The organism is Pseudomonas sp. B15(2017), assembly GCF_002113215.1.
Lineage (GTDB): Bacteria > Pseudomonadota > Gammaproteobacteria > Pseudomonadales > Pseudomonadaceae > Aquipseudomonas.
In genome coordinates this window covers 1-21,559 of the sequence record NZ_NEJZ01000019.1, presented here as the reverse complement: position 1 = coordinate 21,559, position 21,559 = coordinate 1, and the positions used below count along the sequence as shown (strand labels likewise).

Sequence of the window (21,559 nt, the reverse complement as noted above, 5' to 3'; positions counted from 1 at the left end):
TATGACTATCTCTGACACAAACATTTGCTCGGCCGCCGAAGCACACACGACCTCGCTGACAGCGGGAGAGCGCGCACAACTGGTGTCGCAGGTACTTTCCGCCTGTGGCAATGGCAACCTGCTGCATATCGGCCTGCCTGATACAGAACTGCTACGCTCGTTCCTGTTGGAAGGCGTCCAGGTTTCCAGCGTTTACCCGGGAGCCGAAGTCGGCAATTACAATGCCCAGCTACCGGGTCGATTCATCGAATGGAAGAGCGACGATCTGCCATTGGGCGATGAGAGCTATTCGACGGTTCTGATCACCACCCGTGCTGACGACATTGAATTGTCGCTTCAGCGCTTGGCCATTGAGGCGACAAGAGTTTCTCGGCGCAATATTTTCCTGTTCCTGGATACTCGCACCGAACCCGATACGAAAGAGGCTCGCAAAGCCTGGGAAATGGTGTTTTTCGACAACGGCGCTCGAAAACATCCGGCCTACTATCGCGTCAACGATTACCAATCCCTGCAATACGAACAGGGCAAAATCGCGATTCCACTTGAAAAACTGCCCAAGGAAGCCGCAGCCATTTATCCATTGGAAGCGCTTAAAGAAGAGCGCGACCTGCATATGGACATGACGCGCGAACCTGGCAGTCGCTCCGATGGCCATATCATTCGCTACTTGCTGGCAAGTCGTTATGTGCGCAATGGCGACCGTGTCCTGGATGCGGCCTGCGGACTGGGCTATGGCGCCTATACCCTGTTCAATTGCTCGGACGCCAGTTCGATCCTGGGTGTTGACGGAAGCAACTACGCGATCAAATACGCAGAAAAGAACTTCTCCGCCGTCAATCCACAACTGACCTTCAAAGAAGGCTGGTTGCCGGAAGCATTGAACGATATTCCGGACAACTCAATCGACCTGATCACATCATTTGAAACACTGGAGCACGTTCCGGACCCGGTCGGCCTGCTTGCCGAGTTCTACCGCGTCCTCAGCCCTTCAGGGCGAATTGTGCTTTCTGTTCCAAATGACTGGTCCGATGAAACCGGAGAGGATCCGAACGAATTCCATTTCCATGTCTATACGTGGGAACGCATTCTCAAGGAACTTGAGAAGGACTTCATTGTTGAAGCGGCGTACGCTCAGACCGCCGATCAATACAAACCGAAAATCAACAACTCCTATGAATGGGCAGTCGGCGTTCGTGAAATGTACGAAGTCGACACCAAGACACTGATCGAAAAAGATCCGTCTTGCGAATGGTGCATTCTGGTCGGGATGAAATCGCCGACACTGGGTGCGACAGTGCCTTACCGTGAAAGCACGTATGACCTTTATCCGGAAAATCCCGAGTGGAAAGTCACGCGCTTCGACGATTACGCCAACCCCTGGCTGGTAAAAGGACTGGTCACGATAGGTGACCGCATCGAGGATCGTCAGCAACTGCTTGAACTGTCCCGCGAAGCAGCCAGTCAGGCGTCGTCGACATCTCCCGATCTCGGCGCGGCGCTCTGCATTCAGGCCTATCAGCTCCTGCAAGCTTCAACGCTGACGGTGAGCGAGTTGGAAGTGTTTGCCCAAGGCACCGACACATACATGAACCAACTCGACCATTCCCCCCAGCAATTGCGCTGGAAAGTGTCGCTGGCGTTCGTCATGGCTCAACTCTGGCAGGTCGTCGGCAATACGGCTCGCGCTATCGAACTGTATGAACGCTGCGTGGCATACGACTGCTTGCAGTACAGCCCGACACTGATCACCAAGCAGATTCGATCGTACCTGAATCTTGGCTTGATCGAGTCGGGCGCAGGCAACTATCAAAAGGCTGTGGAGTATTGGCGTGCAGGTGTTGCCGGCGCAGAAAAAGCGCTTGGTGCAGACTGGCGCTCGTCAATCGGTTCGCTCGACAAACCGACTGATTTCGGCCTGTCCGAGCTCGGTGCCATTGTCGAGCTCGCCTCCTCATGCGCTTATGCCTTACGGTATGTTTCCAACGCTCAGAATCGCACCCCGCAATGGTGGCACCAACACCTTCGCGACCGCGACTCTCAATTGTCGAAAGTACCAGGTATCGTCGCCGAAACCGCGCGTCTGAATAAGGTGATCCTGCAGAAGGATGCGGCACTGCAGTCCATTATTTCAGACGCCAGCAAGGCCGCTCTGGAAGAGGCCAGGGCGGCAGCCAATGCAGCTCGGGAAGAGGCCAATGCAGCTCAAGAGCAGATCAACGCCCTGAACCAGCACCTGGAGCAGAAAAACGCGATTGTCCAGCTGCTGAATGCTGAAGTTGCACAGCGTGAACAACGCTTGCAAACCATTGCCCGGAGCCGTTTGTTCCGTTTGAGTCAAGCGTTTGCAGCTCAGCCCAGCGACCTGAAAAAATACCTTCGCGTGGCTTACGTACTGGCTTCCTTGGTGACACCAACACCGGTTCGACGCTTGCTGAGTCCGGCAGTTTCAGCTCTGAAGAAAAATCTCAAGCGCGAACCTGCCGCCACGCAGGTCACCGAAAAGACTTTCGACATCAACCAAGACACCTACATCGTCAAGCAACCGACCTCGCTCAACGCAGCAAGGCCGCAAGTGTTGCATGTGATTGCGAACTTCATGACCGGGGGCTCCTCTCGTCTGGTGGTGGACATCTACGAGTACCTGGGCGGTCGGTTCGATCAAAGCATCCTGACCAGTTTCGCACCAAATCCAGCGGCTTATTCCGGTATTACCATCAAGGAAATCAAACTGTCTGCAGATGAAGCGCCTTTTGTCGAATATCTGCAGACCTTGCAGCCAGACGCCATCCACATGCACTACTGGGGTGATTGCGACGAACCCTGGTATGACCAAACCATGCGCGCTGCACAACAACTCGGCATTCCAGTCATTCAGAACATCAATACACCCGTGGCTCCCTATGTATCGCCGGCCATCAAGCGGTACGTCTATGTCAGTAACTATGTGCGCAATGTATTTGGTACTGCCGAGGCACCGAACGCAACGGTATACCCTGGCTCTGACTTCTCGATCTTTGAAGCCGACGCTCCCAACCAATCGGCGACCGACACAATTGGCATGGTTTATCGACTGGAGACGGACAAACTCAACGCTGATTCCATTACGCCGTTCATCAAAGCCGTACAAAAGCGCCCTCAGACTCGCGTACTGATTGTCGGCGGCGGCAGCCTGATGGAGACGTTCAAGGAAGCAGTAAACGCTGCGGGGTTGACCGATAACTTTGAGTTCACCGGCTATGTGGCTTACGGGCAACTGCCGGACCTGTACCGCCGTATGAAATTGTTTGTGGCACCGGTCTGGAAAGAAAGCTTCGGCCAGGTCAGCCCTTTCGCAATGAATATGCACGTTCCCGTCGTCGGGTACGACATTGGTGCAATCGGTGAAATTGTCGACGATACAAGCTTGCTGGCACCTTACGGTGACGCAGACAAACTGTCGGACATCATCGTCAACCTGCTGGATGACAGCGCACGTCGAACCTTGATTGCCAACCGCCACAGCGAGAGAGCGCAGGCTCACTTCTCGATCAAAGCAATGATTGAGAACTACGACCAGATCTATGCCGAGACCCTGGCGGAAACCAAACAATGAAGATCGTATTTTTTGTGCACTGTTTCTTTCCTGACCACTTCTACGGAACAGAGACCTATACGCTGGAACTGGCCAAGAACTACCGCAACTGGGGACACGAGGTGGTCATCGTCAGCGCCTTGTTTCAGGGTGAACCCGCGGCAGCGGAGCTGATTACTGCCTATGAGCATGAAGGCTTTAAAGTTGTCCTTATCGACAAAAACAAAATCCCTCATGCCAACATCAAGGAAACGTACTACCAGGCAGAAATGCGCCCGGTCTTGACCGATATCCTCTCCGACTTGAAACCGGACATCGTTCACGTCACGCACTTGATCAACCATACCAGCGCCTTGCTCGAAGCCACCAAGGCTTTGGGCATTCCAACCTATGCAACTTTCACGGACTTTTTCGGCTTCTGCCTGACCAATAAGCTGGAAGCCGCCGATGGTGCACTTTGCGCAGGCCCGTCCAGGACTCGCAGCAACTGCGTGGCGTGCTACTTGAAAGAGACGGCGCGCACCTCGAAAGACGGTTGGATCAAATACGCAAATAATGGCACTTCAGCAAAATTGATCGCGAGCGCTGTCACCGCCCTACGAAAACTGCCGGGCGTGAAAAACAGTGTTTTCGATAAAACGATCGACTACATCGCAGAGCGACCTGACATCCTGGGTGCCCTCTACAACGGTTCTTACGCGGGAGCCGTCGCCCCAACCACCTTTTTAAGGGAAGCCTACGTCAAAAACGACATCAAGGTACCTATGAAAACCTTGTGGTTCGGCATCGACGTCGATCGTACACCGAAGCCGGTACGAGACGCCGACCACATACCCGTGATTGGTTTCATTGGCCAGATAGCACCGCACAAAGGTACAGATTTGTTGATTGATGCCTTCAATCGATTGCCAAAAGGCAGTGCACGATTGTTGATCTATGGGCCGACCGATCAGGATCCGGCATACATGGAAGAGCTGAAAGCCAAAAGCGCCGGCACACAAATCGAGTTCCGCGGCGTTTTCGAGAGCAAGGACATGGTCAACATCCTGCGTGACATGGACACTTTAGTGATTCCTTCGCGCTGGTATGAAAACAGCCCGCTGGTACTGTTGAACGCTCTCGCAACCCATACCCCGGCACTCGTTTCGGATGTGCGCGGGATGACGGAGTTCGTTGAAGCCGGCGTAAACGGAGAGATCTTCGATCGTGGCAGCGCAGAAGACCTGTATCGAAAGCTGTCGGCCTGGGTTGCCAACCCGAAAGTCCTCTATGACCTGGCGAAAACCACGAACTACGAACGGACGCCGGAATTAATGGCGAGGGAAACATTTGCCATGTATTCAAAAACAGCAGCTGCGTCTAACAAGATAGCTTGATCAACGAGGGCCAAGGAGGGCCCTGACAAGTTTTTTTAAAATTCGCATCAAATATCAAGCTCACAGGATTCATGTTATGCATGCGACAGTAAAACTTGACGCCCTGACATCATTACGTTTTTTTGCCGCCGCGATGATTGTATTGGGGCATACTCACGGCGCCTTCGGTTCACTGGGTCTGGCAACTACATTATCCTTGGCACAAGGTGTATCTTTCTTTTTTGTACTTTCCGGCTTTATCCTTGCTTATAACTACCCCTCTCTATCATCGCGCCAAGAACTCTCCCATTTCTTTAAAGCCCGAATTGCACGTATCTGGCCAGCACATATTGCAGCAATCATTTTGCTTTACCTGCTCACGTCAGGTCTCAACCTCGGAGGATTGACACATTTACAGGCTGCCTTCACTGCTGTAGCAAACATATTTCTAATTCAATCACTTATACCGCTAAGAGATGTGTATCTGACATTTAACGGTGTCGCCTGGAGCATCTCTACGGAGATGTTTTTTTACTTCAGCTTTCCACTTCTAATTTCCAGCCTTATACCGGGATGGAAAATAAAAATACTGTTTTTAGGTACAATCGCGGCGTTGTTTTTCGGATTCGCCATTGCCTGGAACCTCCCAGCAGACGATGGAGCCCCCCAAGTCAGCCTGATGGGATTACTTTACGTAAATCCGCTTGTCCGAATCGTCGAGTTTTTTGCGGGAATTCTCGCTTGTGGCGTATATAAAACAATATATCACCGCATCAAGAGCGAAACAGGCGTCCTTTTTTCCGTAATCGAATTACTGGCCATCTGCTTGGCAGTAGTCGCCATGTGGCTGACCCCCAAGCTTATAATGTATATTGGAATTCACAGCACTTTCGGAAGTGTCATAAATTATTACTTGATCAAATCGGGGAGCTTCCCGGTATTTGCAGCTTTAATTGTTATTTTCGCCTTGGGCAAAGGAATATTTTCAAAAGCGCTCTCCGCCCCTTTTCTGGTACTGCTGGGTGAAATAAGTTTCTCTCTGTACCTGGTACACATGACAATATTTCAGTGGTACCAGTCCAACATCTTGTACTTCAGTCATGTTCCGCTCATCGTTCAGACTACAGGTTATTGGGCTATTGCCCTTTCTATGGCTTTTCTCATGCAGAAAGCAGTAGAAAATCCGTGCCGCAAGTTTATTCTTGGCATCAACAAAACCACAGTTTCAAACGCGCTGTCCTCAGCTTACAACGTCCGCTCACTTGCTTATCTCGTAACAGCAAGTGCTCTGATCCTGGCGCTTAACACACTACCTGCGGCGTTTGCCCCTAGAGGTTGCCAGTCGGATGAATGCACCTCGCTGGTAAGAAACCATGTTTTAAACAACTCACCTATATTTGGTGAAAACCTGCGTCTTATTGCTGCAAAGTCTCTGAAAAACGACTCAGGCAGTAACACTATCGAACTGGCGTTCGAACTGATAAAACCTCTTCCCAAGGGATATATACTGGCTGTTCACCTCTTGGATAAAGACGCGCAGATTCTCGACAAATCGGATTCGGCACTCTCGAAGTCTGAAAAATTGAGGCCCGGCGATCAATGGGAAGAAGTTGTTACTCTAAAATCAGGTTTAGACAAACCCATGCCGGAAATGCTGGGGTTGGCGATATACTCGGATCCCGCCAGCCCTATAACAGTACATGACACTCGCTCTGACTATAATGGGCGCCGAGCACTACTACAACTTTCGAACATTCAGACGAATTGAGAACTACGACCTTGGTAAAAATGACTGGATATATCGACATGGACATCGTTGCTTATCATGCACAGTGATTTGGCTATTGCCAATGGCAAACGCATTCTATTGTGCGCCCATCAATTTTTCCCGCATTTTTCTGCTGGAACAGAAGTGCTTACCTTGTCGACCGCTCAAGCGTTAAAAGAAGAAGGTTATGCGGTAGAAATTGTAACTGCACAGCTTGGGGCGCAAGATACGCTGAGAACCCGCTCCTATAATCACAAGGGCTTCACAGTACATCAGTTGGAGATTCCTTACATCGCAGGAAAATTCTCCAGCACAATTGTAGTGAACGAATACAACAACCCATCGGTATACACGCCATTCAAGAATCTGCTCGAGCAGATCAAACCGGATCTGGTGCACTTCTTCCATCTCAAGAATCTGACTTTATCGGCGCTTCAGGCCTGCATTGATAGCAAGATTCCGACGGTGTACACGCCCACAGATTATTGGATCAACTGTCGCTCCTGCCAGTTGGTTAAGCCATGGGGCAAAAATGAATGCCCCGGGCCAAGCTTATTGGCCGGAAACTGCCTCAAACACATAGTCGTGAACAACAGAAGGGGTATTGTTAGAAAGATTTCAGCGATGACTCCTCAGCTCCTGTTTTCAACAATAGTGGCCCTTGCCCCCGCGTTTGTAAGAACACGACTGAGGAGTGCCGCTCAGGCGATGACCGATTTACGCGATCGAGAACAGACCATTTCCCAAGCGCTGCTCAAAATCGACCAGATCCTCCCGCCGACCCAATTTATAGAGAATTTGCTCATCAGTGCCGGGGTCCCACAACAGAAGATCAGACGACTAAAATACGGGATTCAGCCTCCGATCATTTACCCGGTCGCGCCGGACTTGATCAATACAGCGAAAAAACGCGCTGCAATCGGCTTCATTGGAACGCTGTCTGATCATAAAGGCTGCCATGTACTTATACAGGCAATCAAATTAATCCCCAATATCGATGCCGACTTTCTAATTTACGGCGACATTCAACAAAACCCTGATTACCTGAAAAAGCTAAAGTCTATTTCTCAAGGCGACCCCCGAATACGCTTCGTGGGAACTTTCCCTCATGAAAATATCGGCAATATTTTGAGCACATTGGATGTACTCGTCATACCCTCAACCTGGAGGGAAAACGCTCCATTGGTTCTTTTGAATGCTTTGGCTTGTGGCACCCCTGTGATTGCCAGCGATGTAACAGGCATAACTGAATATCTTGGAGAGGAGGACAATGTAACCGTCTTCAAGCCTGGGAACGCCCAAGAGCTGGCCCAACAGCTTAAGTCGTACCTTGCATTGGGTGGTGAGCCAGCCCACAATCGGGGCGCAGGAAGGATAGCGGGTGAACCACTGCACGCCTATGTCAGCGTACTGTCGGGCGTTTATGCGGACCTCATCCAAATCTCATGAAAAATTGGAATAAATTATGAAGTACGTAATCTTTGGCGGCGGGGGCTTCATCGGCTCGAACATAGCAGACAAGCTCCTCGAAGAGGGGCACAGCCTGCGTATTTTCGAGCGACCACGTGTCCCGCCGTACCGCACGTTTGAATCCCATGAGGACGTTGAATGGATCTCTGGAGATCTTCAGAGCAAACACGACCTTGAAGAAGCAATCCGGGGCGTAGATGGCGTACTCCACCTGGTATCTACTACCCTACCTAAATCGTCTAACGATGATCCAATTTATGACATTCAAACTAATGTCATCGCAACTCTAAACATGCTGAATGTCATGGTAGAGCAAAAAGTAGAGCAGATCGTCTTTATTTCATCTGGAGGAACGGTTTATGGCAAACCTATCCAGTGCCCACTACCGGAAAGTCACCCTACCGATCCAGAAGTTTCTTACGGCATCAGCAAACTGACTATTGAAAAATATCTATATCTGTATAAGAAGCTTCACAATATCAAACCGGTAATTTTAAGGGTTGCCAACCCTTATGGTGAAAGACAAAGAATTGAAACTGCACAAGGAGCAATCGCCGCCTTTGTTAGCAGAGCTACAGCAGGAAAAGCGATAGATATATGGGGTGATGGTTCAGTCACAAGAGACTATATATACATAAAAGATATCGCCAATGCTTTTTCAAAAGCCCTTCAATACAAAGGTTCAGAAACAATTTTCAATATTGGCTCAGGTGAAGGAACTTCACTCAACACCTTGATCGGGCTTATTGAGAGCATAACTCACAACGTGGTGGAATGTAATTTCTCACCCGCAAGAGCTTTTGATGTTCCCATCAATGTACTTGATTGCTCACTTGCAGAAAGAGAACTGAACTGGAAGGCAGAGTTCAGCCTTCACGAAGGTTTAACACAAACAATAAACTGGTACATTGATAGCCTGAAATCTACCGGAAAATAATATAACGCTTAATATCCAAACGGGGTAAGAAGCAATCTTTACCCCGCTTTACAAATCAATATCAAGAACACTATTTCGGGTTGTAGTAACCACTGCATGCACGAAACAATACGGCCAAAACTGCAAAATTCCCCTTCATGCCGTTAATTTTTGTCGGAACTTTGCCGACAGGGTAACGCCTTACCGTTGCCAACTCTTTGCACCAAAATCCGAGTTTGGGGGCTATATAACTCAGATAGGCAAGCAGTTCATATGTCATAAAGACACTACGAAATGGTGAAATTCTAGTATCCAAGAGCATTTTCCGACTATAAGCGCGGAAACCTTGAGTAGTGTCGGTCCATTTAAACCCTGAAGAAATACTTAGTAAGGGTGCATGAATCAGCCGGATGGCCAGATCTCTGGATTTCGGCGTATTTTCAGCAAGTCCCCCCTCCAGAAATCTGGACGCTTGAACGAAATCAACTCCTTTCTCCAGCTCGCTAATGAATCTCGGGATCGCTTCTGGATCATCCTTATCATTACCGTCGATAGTTACAATTCCGTCATAGCCCTGATCAAGAGCGAAAGCATATGCGCAACGTAACTGCGCACTCAGCTTCCCTGGACCGCGCTTGATCAACAAACCGCGAACGTTATTATTATGCAAAAACTCTAGAGCGAGAGAGTTATCCGTACTCCCACCATCCACAATAATGACATCTGCGATCTCACTGATATTCAGATGTGTCATTCTTTCAAGAAGATTTCTAATTCGATCACCTTCGTTAATGACGGGAATCACAACACACCAAGGTTTTACACGCCCCTGCCAAAAGGCTTCCTCGTACGCCGGCACCTCCCAACTGAAACGCTCATCAACCATTTTGTCTACTTTCATGTTCGTTATTACCATTAAGTCGAGCGAAGTGTGATCAAAAACACACCGACAATTACTAATACTATTCCAGCTATTGTAGTGGTATGAAACGGCTCTCTAAAAATAACCACAGAGGAAACAGCGACCGTTGCAACTGCACCGGCTGTAAGAACAGGGTGCGCTATATTCAGTGGTAGGCGCGCTAGCGCGGCTGCATACAACAGGAATGCAGCGCCGTACAATCCCAAGCCAAGCCAAAATGGCCAGTTCGCCAACGCCGCGAGCGGGTCAGTAAACGAAGGAAACTTACGCGGCGCCATCATGGCCATTTTAATTAATACACTGGCGGATGCATTAGACAAAATCCCTACGATCAAAATAAGCCATTTCATGATAAACATCCGGAGATATTTTCTCGATAGCAACCGACAGCAATGCCCAAGGCACGCTCAATCGATACAATATTTGGCTCGTTTTTTTGACCTAACATCTCGATACAGACTATATGTTTCGGTAAGTAATCGTGAAGTGCACGGCTCATCACTTTATGGTCAGTGGCACCATCGCCAAGCGGGACCAGGTTGGGCTCACTGGAGTGAACATGGCCAATCAGATCAGCAAACTGCTCCAAAGCCGTTGAGGGCTGTTCACGAGTAATCGTCAACGCTCCAGTATCAAACTGCATCTTGATGAATGGATGATCGACTTCGCGGACGACCTGCGCGGTTTCAGCACTGGTTACCATATAGTTTGCACCATAGCAGACAGGGTTCGGCTCCAGGCATAGAGTGGTGCCATACTCTCCGGCTACGTCTCCGAGTTTTCGGAAAAAAGGAATTGCAATTGAGGCGGCTTCCGCATCCGTTAATCCGCTGCGATCCCTGTTTTTGGGGGATCCAAAAACCAAATGCTTTGCACCCAGCCCTTCCCCGATCCGGCATATATTAGACAGATGCTTGATCATCTCACTTCTACTTTCATCTGTGCCGAATACATTTAATCCGGTAGTTCCGAAAAGCAAGGACTGCATGCCGACTATTTCAATGCCCCTAGAATTCCACCAATCTCTGACACTCGATATGTCTGAACTTCGAGCTTTGGCTGGTTCCGAAAAATACTTACTCGGAGCCACATCTATAGCATCAACCGAAAACCTGTTCAATATACTCGCAACAGCTTCGTCGTGTTCAACGCTCCAAGCTATATTTGAAATGGAAATCCTCATAGAGCAGACCCCTTGGTCTTTGGCTCGGATTGCGCGTAAGCTCTGACCGCCTGAATTGTTTCACGATAACTATATTGATAATTACTTTTCACACCGAAAAGACTAGCATGTATAGTTCGCATATCGTAAACAGGGGATGGCTTATCATTAGTATTCTGAAATTCCACGCCGAAACCGGATTTTGATATATCACCAACCGATATGGGAGCAGCTGTCAGATGAACAAGCTTTAGATTTGCATTAACTGCTATCGATATATCGTACCAAAGGTTAACCATAGGATAAAATTGAAAAACCGCATTACTGTCGATAGACTCAACATTATTATTATTCAAAAAATCATAAATAACATTTTTTCGCAACCCCGGTCCTACTAAGCCAGGCAACCTTACAATCAGGTGGTTGGAAAACTGTTCTTCTACAAATTTCTCAAGTAGCCGTCTATGAAGACCATAGGGATGAAGGTCAATCTCGTTAATCTGTGTATTTTCATCGACAGCTACTGCATGCATGAAAACATCTACTGTACTTATCAAAATAAATTTTTTACATTTTAAGCTCTTGAGAATATCAATAAGCCCCAGTATGTTTTCTAGGTCAGCTTCAGGTCGGGAGTTGGCAATCCATTTTTGCGCAGGTGCGCCGGCGCAAACAACAGTGTCAAATTCCTTACCCTGAATTTCAGCAATATTCGTGGAGCGATAAAGAAAATCAAAATGGGTTTGATTTTGCAGTGTTCCTCCGACGAAACCACTGTAACCGATAAGTGCATTAGCCATTCTACCCTCCATTTAAGAAACATTGACCTTCATTACCGAACCTCAATAAGATTCGGGTAGCCATCAAGACTTGGACTTAAGGTCTTACCACTAACTGTCACATTAATAAATTGATCGCTATATTCCAGCGCAGTAACTTTACGAAAGCCAGAGGCGGAAAAATTCAGTCCAACATCAAGAAATAGAGACTGTCTATTTGAAAAATTATTTTTAACGAAAAACCGAACTCCAGAAACTCCATTAACCCAGTTCAAGTCCGTCATATTAAATGCAACGATTTTTTTATTGTTTGCCTGCTTATCAAGAACCATTGAGTCACGCCAAATGATATTTATGGAATTACCCAAAACGGTATACTGGCCAAAATCAATTTTTTCGACACTGTAATTTGGCAGTTTTACCAGGGCCGCGCACGATGCCGCATATTTTGAGGGCCACAACGGCGAGGGCAATTCAAAGCGCTTCCATTCGAAATCCAGATTTTCATATTGATTGGGACTTGATGACGCGCCATTTTTGTATACATGCAGATAAAATGTCTTACTTGTGTCTAACTGACTGCAATCGTGGGAGTAAAAAGCCAACTCTCCTTGCTGGGTGACTTTCACCATTATACCTACCGAAGTTTTAATCTCACGACCAGGATCCGCCAGTAGATTCGCGAAAGTCTCCTCGAACAACGTTCCACGCTCGTAATTCGCCCCGAACACCACCATCAAAAGCAGTACTAAAATATGACAAACCAATAACGCAGGCTTATAAAATGAGCGCTGCTTCGCCGATTGCCACAGATCCTGAACACAAAGAATTAGACAAGAGATCGTAATATACGCTAACGCTTGAACAAAACCAAAATACCACAGCACGTAGTTTAATTGAGTGTGGATATAAGAGTGGCCTTTAGCTAAGACCAGCCAAGATGCAGAAGCAGCAAAAAACACTAAAAACACAACACTGTTCTTTGCGCAAAACTTCCGACTGGAAATAGATACATAAAGAAGGCCCGCCAAAGATATCAGTATCAGCCACTTAAAAGCAGCACCAGGCAAGTAAAAGAAAAGCTGAGTTTCCCAGACATTAATATAGCGCTGCACTACATCAAATGGAGAGCTTTGAAGCGATGCTTTGAAAACATCATCAAAAGTAGATGGATCACCGTAGGTTCGTCGCTTCACATCTTGCTCGAAAATGTTCTGCAGACCAGCGACGATAGTATCTCCACGCATTCCAGCATGAAGCAATAGTGCAAAAATAAAACCAACCACGCAAAACGAAAACGTTAATAAAAAGAACTTCAGATTGCGACGACAATCAGATTCTTGCCTACTAAAAAACGGTGCAACGATAAATATGGAACAGGCAAATAGAGTAATCGCCGAAAGATATTCATATCCCGCCAAGCTCTTTATAAAAACTGCCAAACCTGTCAGTACGCAGTAGGCCAGTCTTTTGGCATTCCCAATAGACTTGTATGCTAAAGCTGAAAAAACTGCTGGTAAAAACCAAAGCACCGGAACCCAATAAAGATTTCTGGCAAATGCAACGACCCATGGAGAGCTAATCATTACGACAAAAAAAACCAATGCAAAGCGACTACTGTAGACTTTCGAATACAATAGTGAAAGAACACCAACAACTAAAGCAAACAATACAGAATTAATAAGTTGCAACTTATCGATGCTATCAAGACCAAGCAAAGCATATGCCGTTGAAAAGAAAAGTCCCTGAATACCATATTGCGATTTGTAGGGTGAAAAATATATATCTTTACCAGACGCATCTCCGGCAAATACAGGATAAGCGTCCAGCATATTTTTTGCGTAATCAAATTTCTGCCCAATCGAGATAAAACCTATATGGGCACCATCTTTGGCAAGTCCGGAGTTATCAGCCGTAATCCCCCCTAGGATTAACGCCTGAGACCCCTTGTCGAAATTATCAAAAAAATACTGGTCGGAGAATTTGAAATAATTAAACTGATAGCTGAACGTGGCCACGACCACCATAAAAAATAAAGCTAAAAGATTGAACTTATTCTTAGTCAAGATGTTCAGCATCGAGCTTCTCCAGCACATCATAGATATTATCGATTTTTCCACCAAGTATTGAAAAGCATCTCGGTAAGTCTTCATATTTCTCGAACAAGATTGGACGACCGTCATCACTTTCGTTTTTCATCAAGATCGTCTTTACTTCAAACAATGATTCAACGTACTGCGCCTTTGAAAGCGACGGAAGATACCTGGACACGTCTCGCACCATACGGTCTACTTGTGAAATCCGCGGATAATCGCTGAGTTTTTCATAAGGACTTATCCCGGGTTCATCACGCCATTGAAGGTGTGGCGTGTATCGAACGTGAGATAACGTATGAAGCCCTTTTGCGGGGAAAGGCATTAACGAAAAAAAAGGCCCATCCATCACGGTGATACCCAAATCTGCCAGAGGAGCAGGCATTTTCATGAGCGCCATTTCGGTAATTTCCTGCTTCAACTCCGTTTTTACACCTGGAAAATCACCCTTCAATTGGTTTATCCCGCTATAACTGCAATTGAAAATATATCGACTTGATAATACTTTACGCTCTCCGCCCGTATCGCAAATCGCGATGGAGAGTTCTCCGGATGTTGCCTTGGAGATGGATGCCACTTGGGTATCAAGCAACAGGTCAACCCCTGACTCTAACAGTTCAAGCCGTGCTTTATTGGCAATCAAAGTTGAGTTGAAAGCATACTCCTTGACCAAGTAAACATCTTCAATCAGCCGAGGTTCAAATAGCTTGCGCATTGCCGGATCGGCTGTTTGTATTTCCGCACCAATATCGGTACAGAAACGAACAAATTGCTTTGCGGTGACTTTTGAGTTTCGTCGAGAAATAGCGTACAGCTTTGTGAACTCTTGATTTACGGCTTCAGGCCAATCTCGCACAAATTTTGGCAAATTCAGGCGGCTGCGGTAAGCGGTAGTGAAGCTTCGCGGATAATGATAGCCATTGTGCACACGCGCTTGATTATTGTAAGAAGCTCTTTGGAGAAGAGACGATTCTCTTTCTACTAAAAGCACTCTTTTAAATCCGCGATTTTTTGCAAGATAGATAGCGATGGCACAGCCATAAAAGCCGCCACCAATAATTACTGCGTCGAAATCCGTTTCAGACATTGGCATTATCAACTTGCTCATCATCTGAATTTGCGTTTCGTTTGGAATAGGCGGACACTTCTTCTATGTTCAACTTTTCACGGCGCGTAACTTTCGAACTCGTCATTTCCTGAGCCACATGATATAGCGGTGCTTCGTTAGAAAGGCTCGCCATATGCAGGATATATTCGCCAAGCACAAGCAGCACTAAAGAAATCAGGAAAAACATGCCTGACTGTTGAAGCGAGACACTAATCCACCCTGGAGCAACATCAGTTTTAAACAAGCCTACTGCAATAACATAAACACAATAAAGTAAATTCGCCATCGCCCCAAACAAGGAGAGAGAAGTGACAAGTCGCATAGGTGCTCTGGTAGTGGATACCAACAATCGCATCCCTCTATCAATACTTTCTGCCAGTCGTTTTGGCTGAGATGCCTTAGGTGGCGCGCTATACGAAAGTCGAACCTGTGAAAACCCTCCCGTCGCCGGCAGATGGCGATATGTCATGGCTGACTGAGGATGTTGCAAAATAAAATTAATTACCTTCTTGCTCAACAGCCTAAACTGCGGCGCCTCTTTAGCAAGGTGAACTCCGTTGAAATGATTGTACATACCATGAAAAACGGCGAAAGCTGCTCGGTATGCGAGGCTATGAGTAGGTTTTTTCTCGTTATTTGCAAAGACGACATCAACTCCATCAATTGCCTTTTGCAGCATTGATGGCAAAAATTCTATACTATCGACAAGCGGATCAATTACTGCGACATAGTCACCCAAAGCACTTTCTAGCCCAACCCACGACGCAGTATCTGAATCGACTTCTTTTGTCAGTGCGTAAACTTGCAGATTGGCAATGCCATCTTCACTTGTCAGTCGCTTCATTACTGAAATGCTTTCATCTTCAGAAGCATTATCTACAATAATAATCTCGTAATCACGCACGACTTCAGAGACTACACTAGTAGCATCCGTGATAATCTTTTCAAGATCCAGCGCTTGATTCCTGACGACAAAAACAACAGAAACAAAACAAGGAAAAAAACTCATACCATCGCCCCTCTAAAGCCCACAAAAAAATCAACTTCCAAGTCACCCTTTTGTTATCGTTGCTGCAATTGTCGCCCCTCCGAGCAGCAAAGACTTTTCAAGATCAAATTTCAGCTCCCCCGATTCACAGCCCGGAGGCAACAGACAAAGAAAAAGAGAATTTTATCTCGCAAACGGCGACGACACTTCCAGGCATGCAGGGATAGCGTCAGAAACTCCAACCTTCCCATCATTTTCCATGAACTGAAAAATGGATGTTGGTTCATACCCACTAGCGCAGCTATTAACCTGACCTGTGAAAACCACCAACCATCCTGAATGGTTTTATATCTTGAAATAAGCGACTTTATCCCAGCATTCGCACCGACCTGATTCCTTTCATGCTGTCGATAGCGCAGTGTTGAGCGAGGATCGATAAACCATTCAAACCCCCTGCTTCGGGCAAACGCATAAACATACCAATCATGCAGGGAAACAGATTGAAGTTTTTCCCAACTCTGCAGCATTAATGCCTTTAACGGGTCGGCGACTTTCCGGCTCATCAAATAAGTACAGCCCGGACCCGCGGCCTCAAATAGATAATCCCACTCGACCTGAGGTTGCGCCTTGTCCAACAAGAGAGTTTTGCCGCTTGGCCAAAATGCGGTCACGTTACTGGAATACGCATCAACATTATGACTCTGAAGCATCCGGACAGAGTGATCGAGCTTGTTCGTATCCCAGATATCATCCTGATCAGAAAACGCTACGTAGTCATAGCCTTCAAAACTAACGTCGCGAATCAGACGGAAAAAGTTACGGGCAGCGCCTCCGAACTTCTCGGAGACAGGCAGGAGAACCACCTCGGTATGCTCGGCTGCACAAGCGGCGCACCACTGCTCGGTACCATCAGAGGAAGGGTCGACACTGATGTAAATTGTCAGGTCCACCGCCGTCTGGTGGCGGATTGACTCAATCTGTTCCTCTAACCAGTGCACGCCATTATAAGCCGCCAGTAAAACAGCGATTCGGGGTTTTACTGGCATATGGTTTTTTCGAGCACTCACGAAACATCCTTTGCATCAAATCGCTATTTTCAGCGATTAGTTGGTTCCAAGAGTTTCTGCAAGTACTGTCCGTATCCCGTCTTCTTCAGCGCATCAGCCTGCGCACCCAGCTGCTCAGCATTGATCCAGCCATTGTGGTACGCGATCTCCTCCAGGCAAGCCACCTTGAGCCCCTGACGCTGCTCGATGGTGTGTACGAAGTGGCTGGCTTCAAGCAGCGAATCGTGTGTACCTGTATCGAGCCAAGCGAACCCACGACCGAGCATTTCAACACTCAGTGTCTTTCTCTCAAGATACGCACGGTTGACGTCAGTGATTTCCAACTCACCGCGCTCCGATGGCTTGATGCTCTTCGCAATCTCGACGACATCGTTATCGTAGAAATAAAGACCGGTCACGGCGTAGTTGGATTTTGGCTTGAGCGGTTTTTCTTCAATACTCAGAGCACGACCCGTTTTGTCGAATTCGACAACACCGAAACGCTCTGGATCGGACACGTGATAACCGAAGACCGTAGCACCTTTCTGCTGAGTAGTTGCCGAACGCAAATTATCCGAGAAATGCTGACCATAGAAGATATTGTCGCCAAGAATCAGGCAGCAAGGGTCTTTGCCGATGAATTCTTCACCGATGATGAAGGCTTGAGCCAGACCATCCGGGCTAGGCTGCTCGGCATAGGTAAGCTTGATACCGTAGAGGCTGCCATCACCCAACAACTTGCGGAAACATGGCAGATCTTCCGGTGTGGAGATGATCAGAATTTCACTCATTCCCGCCAGCATCAGTACAGATAGCGGATAGAAGATCATCGGCTTGTCGTAGATCGGCAGCATCTGCTTCGACACGCCAAGGGTTAACGGATGCAGGCGTGTGCCCGAGCCGCCAGCGAGGATGATGCCTTTACGATTTGTCGTAATCATTTGTTCAGAACTTCCCTAAGCATTCGGGTTACACCACTTTGCCAATCCGGCAAGTGTAGAGAAAAATTGTCACGCAGCTTCTGAGTATTCAGTCGCGAATTCAGCGGCCGACGCGCGGGCGTGGGATAAGCGGAGGAATCAATCGGATTGACCACCTTGACGGCGAGTTCCTCGCCATTACCCCTCGCAAATGCAATCACATGGCTGGCGTAGCCGTACCAGGACACTTCGCCACTCGCTGCGAGGTGATACACACCTGACAGCTCTGGCCGCTCCGCAGCCTGGCGGATGGCCAGCGCGGTGACATCGGCAATCAGATCAGCTCCTGTAGGGGCGCCGACCTGATCATCAATCACGTTCAACGTTTCACGGTCTTTAGCCAGGCGCAACATGGTCTTTGCAAAGTTATTGCCGCGAGCGGCATACACCCAGCTCGTGCGAAAAATCAGATGCTTGCAGCCCGACGCAATGATCGACTGCTCCCCAGCCAGCTTACTTGCGCCGTATTGATTCACCGGGGCGACAGGATCTGACTCCTGCCACGGCTTGGAGCCTTGGCCATTGAAGACATAATCAGTCGAGTAATGAATCAACCAGCCCCCCAGAGCCTTGGCTTCCTCCGCCATGAGCTGGCTGGCTTGAGCATTCACGCGATCGGCCAGCACCGCCTCCACTTCAGCCTTGTCGACAGCAGTATAAGCTGCAGCGTTGACAATGATGTCTGGCTTGAGCTTTCGAATTGTGACGCGAAGCGCCTCCAGATTGGACAAGTCGCCGCATAATCCATCATCGGCATGGCGATCAAGCGCTATCAGCTCGCCCAGTGGCGATAGCGAACGCTGCAGCTCCCAACCTACCTGGCCATTTTTGCCCAACAGGAGAATTTTCATGCCTTGTCAGAGCGATCTGCGTAGTTCTGATCGATCCATTGCTGATAGGCACCGCTCTTCACGTGCGACACCCACTCAGAGTTATTCAGATACCACTCAACTGTTTTGCGGATACCTGTTTCGAAGGTCTCTTCTGGCGTCCAGCCCAGCTCGCGCTGGATTTTGCTGGCGTCGATGGCATAACGCTGATCATGACCCGGGCGATCCTGAACGTAGGTGATCAGGCTCGCGTGCGGGCGGTGTGCGGAATTCGGGCGCAATTCATCGAGTAGTGCACACAGTGTATTAACTACTTCAATGTTTTGTTTCTCGTTATGGCCGCCGATGTTGTAGGTCTCACCGATGACGCCTTCTGTAACAACCTTGTACAGCGCGCGAGCGTGATCTTCGACATACAACCAATCGCGAACCTGATTACCTTTGCCATAGACAGGCAGCGGCTTGCCTTCCAGGGCATTGAGAATGATCAACGGGATCAATTTCTCGGGGAAGTGGCAAGGACCATAGTTATTCGAGCAATTGGTGACCAGCGTCGGCAAACCATATGTACGAGCCCAGGCGCGGACCAGGTGATCGGAACTGGCTTTACTGGCCGAGTACGGCGAGCTTGGCTGATACGGGGTGGTTTCCGTGAAGAGATCTTCCGGGCCTTCCAGATCGCCGTAAACTTCATCCGTCGAAATATGGTGGAAGCGGAAAGCGGCCTTGCGGGCATCATCCAGCGCCGCCCAGTAATGGCGCGCGGCTTCCAGCAAGGTGTAAGTACCGATGATGTTGGTCTGGATGAACTCGGAAGGACCGGAAATAGAGCGATCTACATGGGACTCTGCCGCCAAGTGCATGATTGCATCCGGTTGATGCTCCTTCAGAACGCGGTCGATCTGCTCACGATCGCAGATATCGACGCGCTCAAATGTGTAACGCGAGTTTCCGCTGACTTCGGCCAGCGACTCAAGGTTACCGGCATACGTCAGCTTGTCGACGTTTACCACTGCGTCGGTAGTATTGGAGATGATATGACGGATAACAGCTGAGCCGATAAACCCGGCGCCGCCGGTTACTAGAATTTTCACGCGAAACCATACCCTTGAGTTGCTGACAGGGCTGCCAACCGAGCGCTGTCTAATCCATGAATGCAAAAGCCATCAGCTAGCTGTGACTTCTGACAGAGTCAGTCTGTACCGATGTGGGAATACGTCACTATCGGACAAGCACAGCATTTTACAGCTTAATGAACGTTTTACTAATGGATATAGACAAGCTGTGGCTAAAGTTTAGTTCGCCTTTCCTTCCATGTTGCAATCAGACCAGACGCTTGCGTAAGGCCCTGGACGAACGTCCCAGAAACCAGCCAAAAACCGGCCCGATCAGCATACCCACCAGAAATGCACCAACCGCAATCACTGATATAGGAAGTTGTGGTCCTGCCCAACCAAGAAATAACAGGGAGACCGATTGCTGATTTTCGAGAACGAACGCAAGGATCGCCAATACAACCAATAGAATTAAAACTGAAAACAAAATGCGCTTGAGATTACTCATGAGCGGCTCCTCGCATAACGGTGACCGTCAAACCCCCTCCTCCTCTTCTTCATTCACGCGATCTCTCAGCTCTTTGCCTGGCTTGAAATGCGGAACGAATTTTCCATCAAGGCTGACGGACTGGCCGGTTTTCGGGTTACGCCCCACACGCGGCGCACGATAGTGCAAGGAAAAGCTGCCAAAACCACGGATCTCGATGCGATCGCCGGTGGCCAGGCATTGGGACATTTGTTCAAGCATAGTCTTGATGGCCAGCTCCACATCCTTGGATGAGAGCAGCCCCTGATGGGTGACAATTCGTTCGATCAACTCCGACTTCGTCATATTTTTCCCTTCTTTTTCAAGCAGCTAGATCAGCGCTTGAAAGGTTTTAGCACGCCCTGAAGATTTTGAACAGCCCAGGGCTTGACATATCTTTCCGCTCGCCGAAACGCCCATTTTCAGGGCATCGGATCGCAAGCAGGCCAACGCTCACTCACCGACAAATCACCAGCATTGTTCGAGTTACGTAACCGGCAGGATTAAAGCCAAAGGGAAACTCATCCTCATCCCGGGCATAATCAGATCGCGTAATCACCTTATAACCCGCACCCTTGCACTCCTTGGCTGCGCGCTTCTGACACCTCTCCCAGCCCGACCCCAAACCCGAGCAATCGACTTCGATGCCGCTAACTCCGCGCACCGCATGGGTCTTGGCGCTGGTAGTACACCCTGCCAACACCAACACACCCAACAGAACTATAAACTTGTTCATTCACATCCTTATGCCAGGCACCTGCCCGACTACTGCGATCTTCAGACTAAGCCTAGACGCGAATAGACGATTGATCCGATTAAAGAAACAGACCGCCGCACAAAGGGAATGGTTTCACCGGGACAACGCACAGCATGACGCCAAATAAATCACAGTGTCTAGTCCTGAAATAGGTTTACACCTGTTTCAGCCTCAAAACGCCCGATGCACCGCATCGGGTGTTTTGTATTTCAGCGACAGATGAGGCCGCTCGT

At 48.4% G+C, this 21,559-nt stretch carries 19 protein-coding genes; 5 read left to right on the top strand and 14 right to left on the bottom strand.

Features of this window, described 5'->3' with window-relative positions; translation table 11 throughout:
* The first annotated feature begins 1 nt into the window (after position 1).
* The 5 genes from CAF73_RS24210 (at position 2) to CAF73_RS24190 (ending at position 9,101) form a co-directional block, all read left to right on the top strand.
* Complete coding sequence (locus CAF73_RS24210) at positions 2-3,592, top strand: glycosyltransferase (RefSeq protein ID WP_176247765.1); 3,591 nt, start codon at positions 2-4, stop codon at positions 3,590-3,592.
* Complete coding sequence (locus CAF73_RS24205; RefSeq protein ID WP_085704372.1) at positions 3,589-4,947, top strand: glycosyltransferase family 4 protein; 1,359 nt, start codon at positions 3,589-3,591, stop codon at positions 4,945-4,947. The genes CAF73_RS24210 and CAF73_RS24205 overlap by 4 nt, the downstream gene beginning before the upstream one ends.
* A 76-nt stretch (positions 4,948-5,023) precedes the next feature.
* The gene (locus tag CAF73_RS24200) at positions 5,024-6,694 is read left to right on the top strand and encodes an acyltransferase (protein ID WP_085704370.1); all 1,671 of its coding nucleotides are present in this window, start codon (positions 5,024-5,026) and stop codon (positions 6,692-6,694) included.
* 57 nt (positions 6,695-6,751) lie between these two features.
* Entirely contained in the window at positions 6,752-8,143 is a 1,392-nt protein-coding gene (locus tag CAF73_RS24195; protein ID WP_085704368.1) for a glycosyltransferase, read from the top strand.
* 16 nt (positions 8,144-8,159) lie between these two features.
* Positions 8,160-9,101 carry an NAD-dependent epimerase/dehydratase family protein gene (locus tag CAF73_RS24190; protein WP_085704366.1) on the top strand — a complete coding sequence of 314 codons (942 nt, stop codon included), beginning with the start codon at positions 8,160-8,162 and terminating at the stop codon, positions 9,099-9,101.
* 70 nt (positions 9,102-9,171) lie between these two features.
* Here CAF73_RS24190 and CAF73_RS24185 read toward each other — a convergent pair whose 3' ends face one another.
* From CAF73_RS24185 to CAF73_RS24120, 14 genes are all read right to left on the bottom strand, one after another.
* Complete coding sequence (locus CAF73_RS24185; RefSeq protein WP_085704505.1) at positions 9,172-9,981, bottom strand: glycosyltransferase family 2 protein; 810 nt, start codon at positions 9,979-9,981, stop codon at positions 9,172-9,174.
* 14 nt (positions 9,982-9,995) lie between these two features.
* The gene (locus tag CAF73_RS24180; RefSeq protein WP_085704364.1) at positions 9,996-10,352 is read right to left on the bottom strand and encodes a multidrug transporter; all 357 of its coding nucleotides are present in this window, start codon (positions 10,350-10,352) and stop codon (positions 9,996-9,998) included.
* On the bottom strand, positions 10,349-11,185 hold the full coding sequence (locus CAF73_RS24175) for a sugar phosphate isomerase/epimerase (RefSeq protein WP_085704362.1): 837 nt from the start codon (positions 11,183-11,185) through the stop codon (positions 10,349-10,351). Before CAF73_RS24175 ends, CAF73_RS24180 begins: the two co-directional genes overlap by 4 nt.
* Positions 11,182-11,964 (bottom strand): NAD-dependent epimerase/dehydratase family protein, encoded by a 783-nt coding sequence (locus tag CAF73_RS24170; protein ID WP_085704360.1) that lies wholly within the window; start codon positions 11,962-11,964, stop codon positions 11,182-11,184. The genes CAF73_RS24175 and CAF73_RS24170 overlap by 4 nt, the downstream gene beginning before the upstream one ends.
* Positions 11,965-11,996: 32 nt before the next feature.
* Positions 11,997-14,021, bottom strand: coding sequence for a hypothetical protein (locus CAF73_RS24165; protein ID WP_085704358.1), 2,025 nt, complete (start codon positions 14,019-14,021; stop codon positions 11,997-11,999).
* Positions 14,002-15,123, bottom strand: coding sequence for an FAD-dependent oxidoreductase (locus CAF73_RS24160; RefSeq protein ID WP_139834873.1), 1,122 nt, complete (start codon positions 15,121-15,123; stop codon positions 14,002-14,004). Before CAF73_RS24160 ends, CAF73_RS24165 begins: the two co-directional genes overlap by 20 nt.
* Positions 15,116-16,153, bottom strand: a complete 1,038-nt coding sequence (locus CAF73_RS24155) for a glycosyltransferase (RefSeq protein WP_085704354.1) — start codon at positions 16,151-16,153, stop codon at positions 15,116-15,118. The genes CAF73_RS24160 and CAF73_RS24155 overlap by 8 nt, the downstream gene beginning before the upstream one ends.
* Before the next feature lie 110 nt (positions 16,154-16,263).
* Positions 16,264-17,178 (bottom strand): glycosyltransferase, encoded by a 915-nt coding sequence (locus CAF73_RS24150; RefSeq protein WP_085704352.1) that lies wholly within the window; start codon positions 17,176-17,178, stop codon positions 16,264-16,266.
* Between the two features lie 50 nt (positions 17,179-17,228).
* The gene (gene rfbA / locus CAF73_RS24145) at positions 17,229-18,119 is read right to left on the bottom strand and encodes a glucose-1-phosphate thymidylyltransferase RfbA (RefSeq protein ID WP_085704350.1); all 891 of its coding nucleotides are present in this window, start codon (positions 18,117-18,119) and stop codon (positions 17,229-17,231) included.
* Positions 18,116-19,009, bottom strand: coding sequence for a dTDP-4-dehydrorhamnose reductase (rfbD, locus tag CAF73_RS24140; protein ID WP_085704348.1), 894 nt, complete (start codon positions 19,007-19,009; stop codon positions 18,116-18,118). Before rfbD ends, rfbA begins: the two co-directional genes overlap by 4 nt.
* On the bottom strand, positions 19,006-20,082 hold the full coding sequence (rfbB, locus tag CAF73_RS24135) for a dTDP-glucose 4,6-dehydratase (RefSeq protein WP_085704346.1): 1,077 nt from the start codon (positions 20,080-20,082) through the stop codon (positions 19,006-19,008). Before rfbB ends, rfbD begins: the two co-directional genes overlap by 4 nt.
* A 229-nt stretch (positions 20,083-20,311) precedes the next feature.
* Entirely contained in the window at positions 20,312-20,551 is a 240-nt protein-coding gene (locus CAF73_RS24130; protein WP_085704344.1) for a LapA family protein, read from the bottom strand.
* 27 nt (positions 20,552-20,578) lie between these two features.
* On the bottom strand, positions 20,579-20,875 hold the full coding sequence (gene ihfB / locus CAF73_RS24125) for an integration host factor subunit beta (RefSeq protein WP_003189779.1): 297 nt from the start codon (positions 20,873-20,875) through the stop codon (positions 20,579-20,581).
* Between the two features lie 151 nt (positions 20,876-21,026).
* Positions 21,027-21,305, bottom strand: coding sequence for a hypothetical protein (locus CAF73_RS24120; protein ID WP_085704342.1), 279 nt, complete (start codon positions 21,303-21,305; stop codon positions 21,027-21,029).
* Between the last annotated feature and the right edge of the window lie 254 nt (positions 21,306-21,559).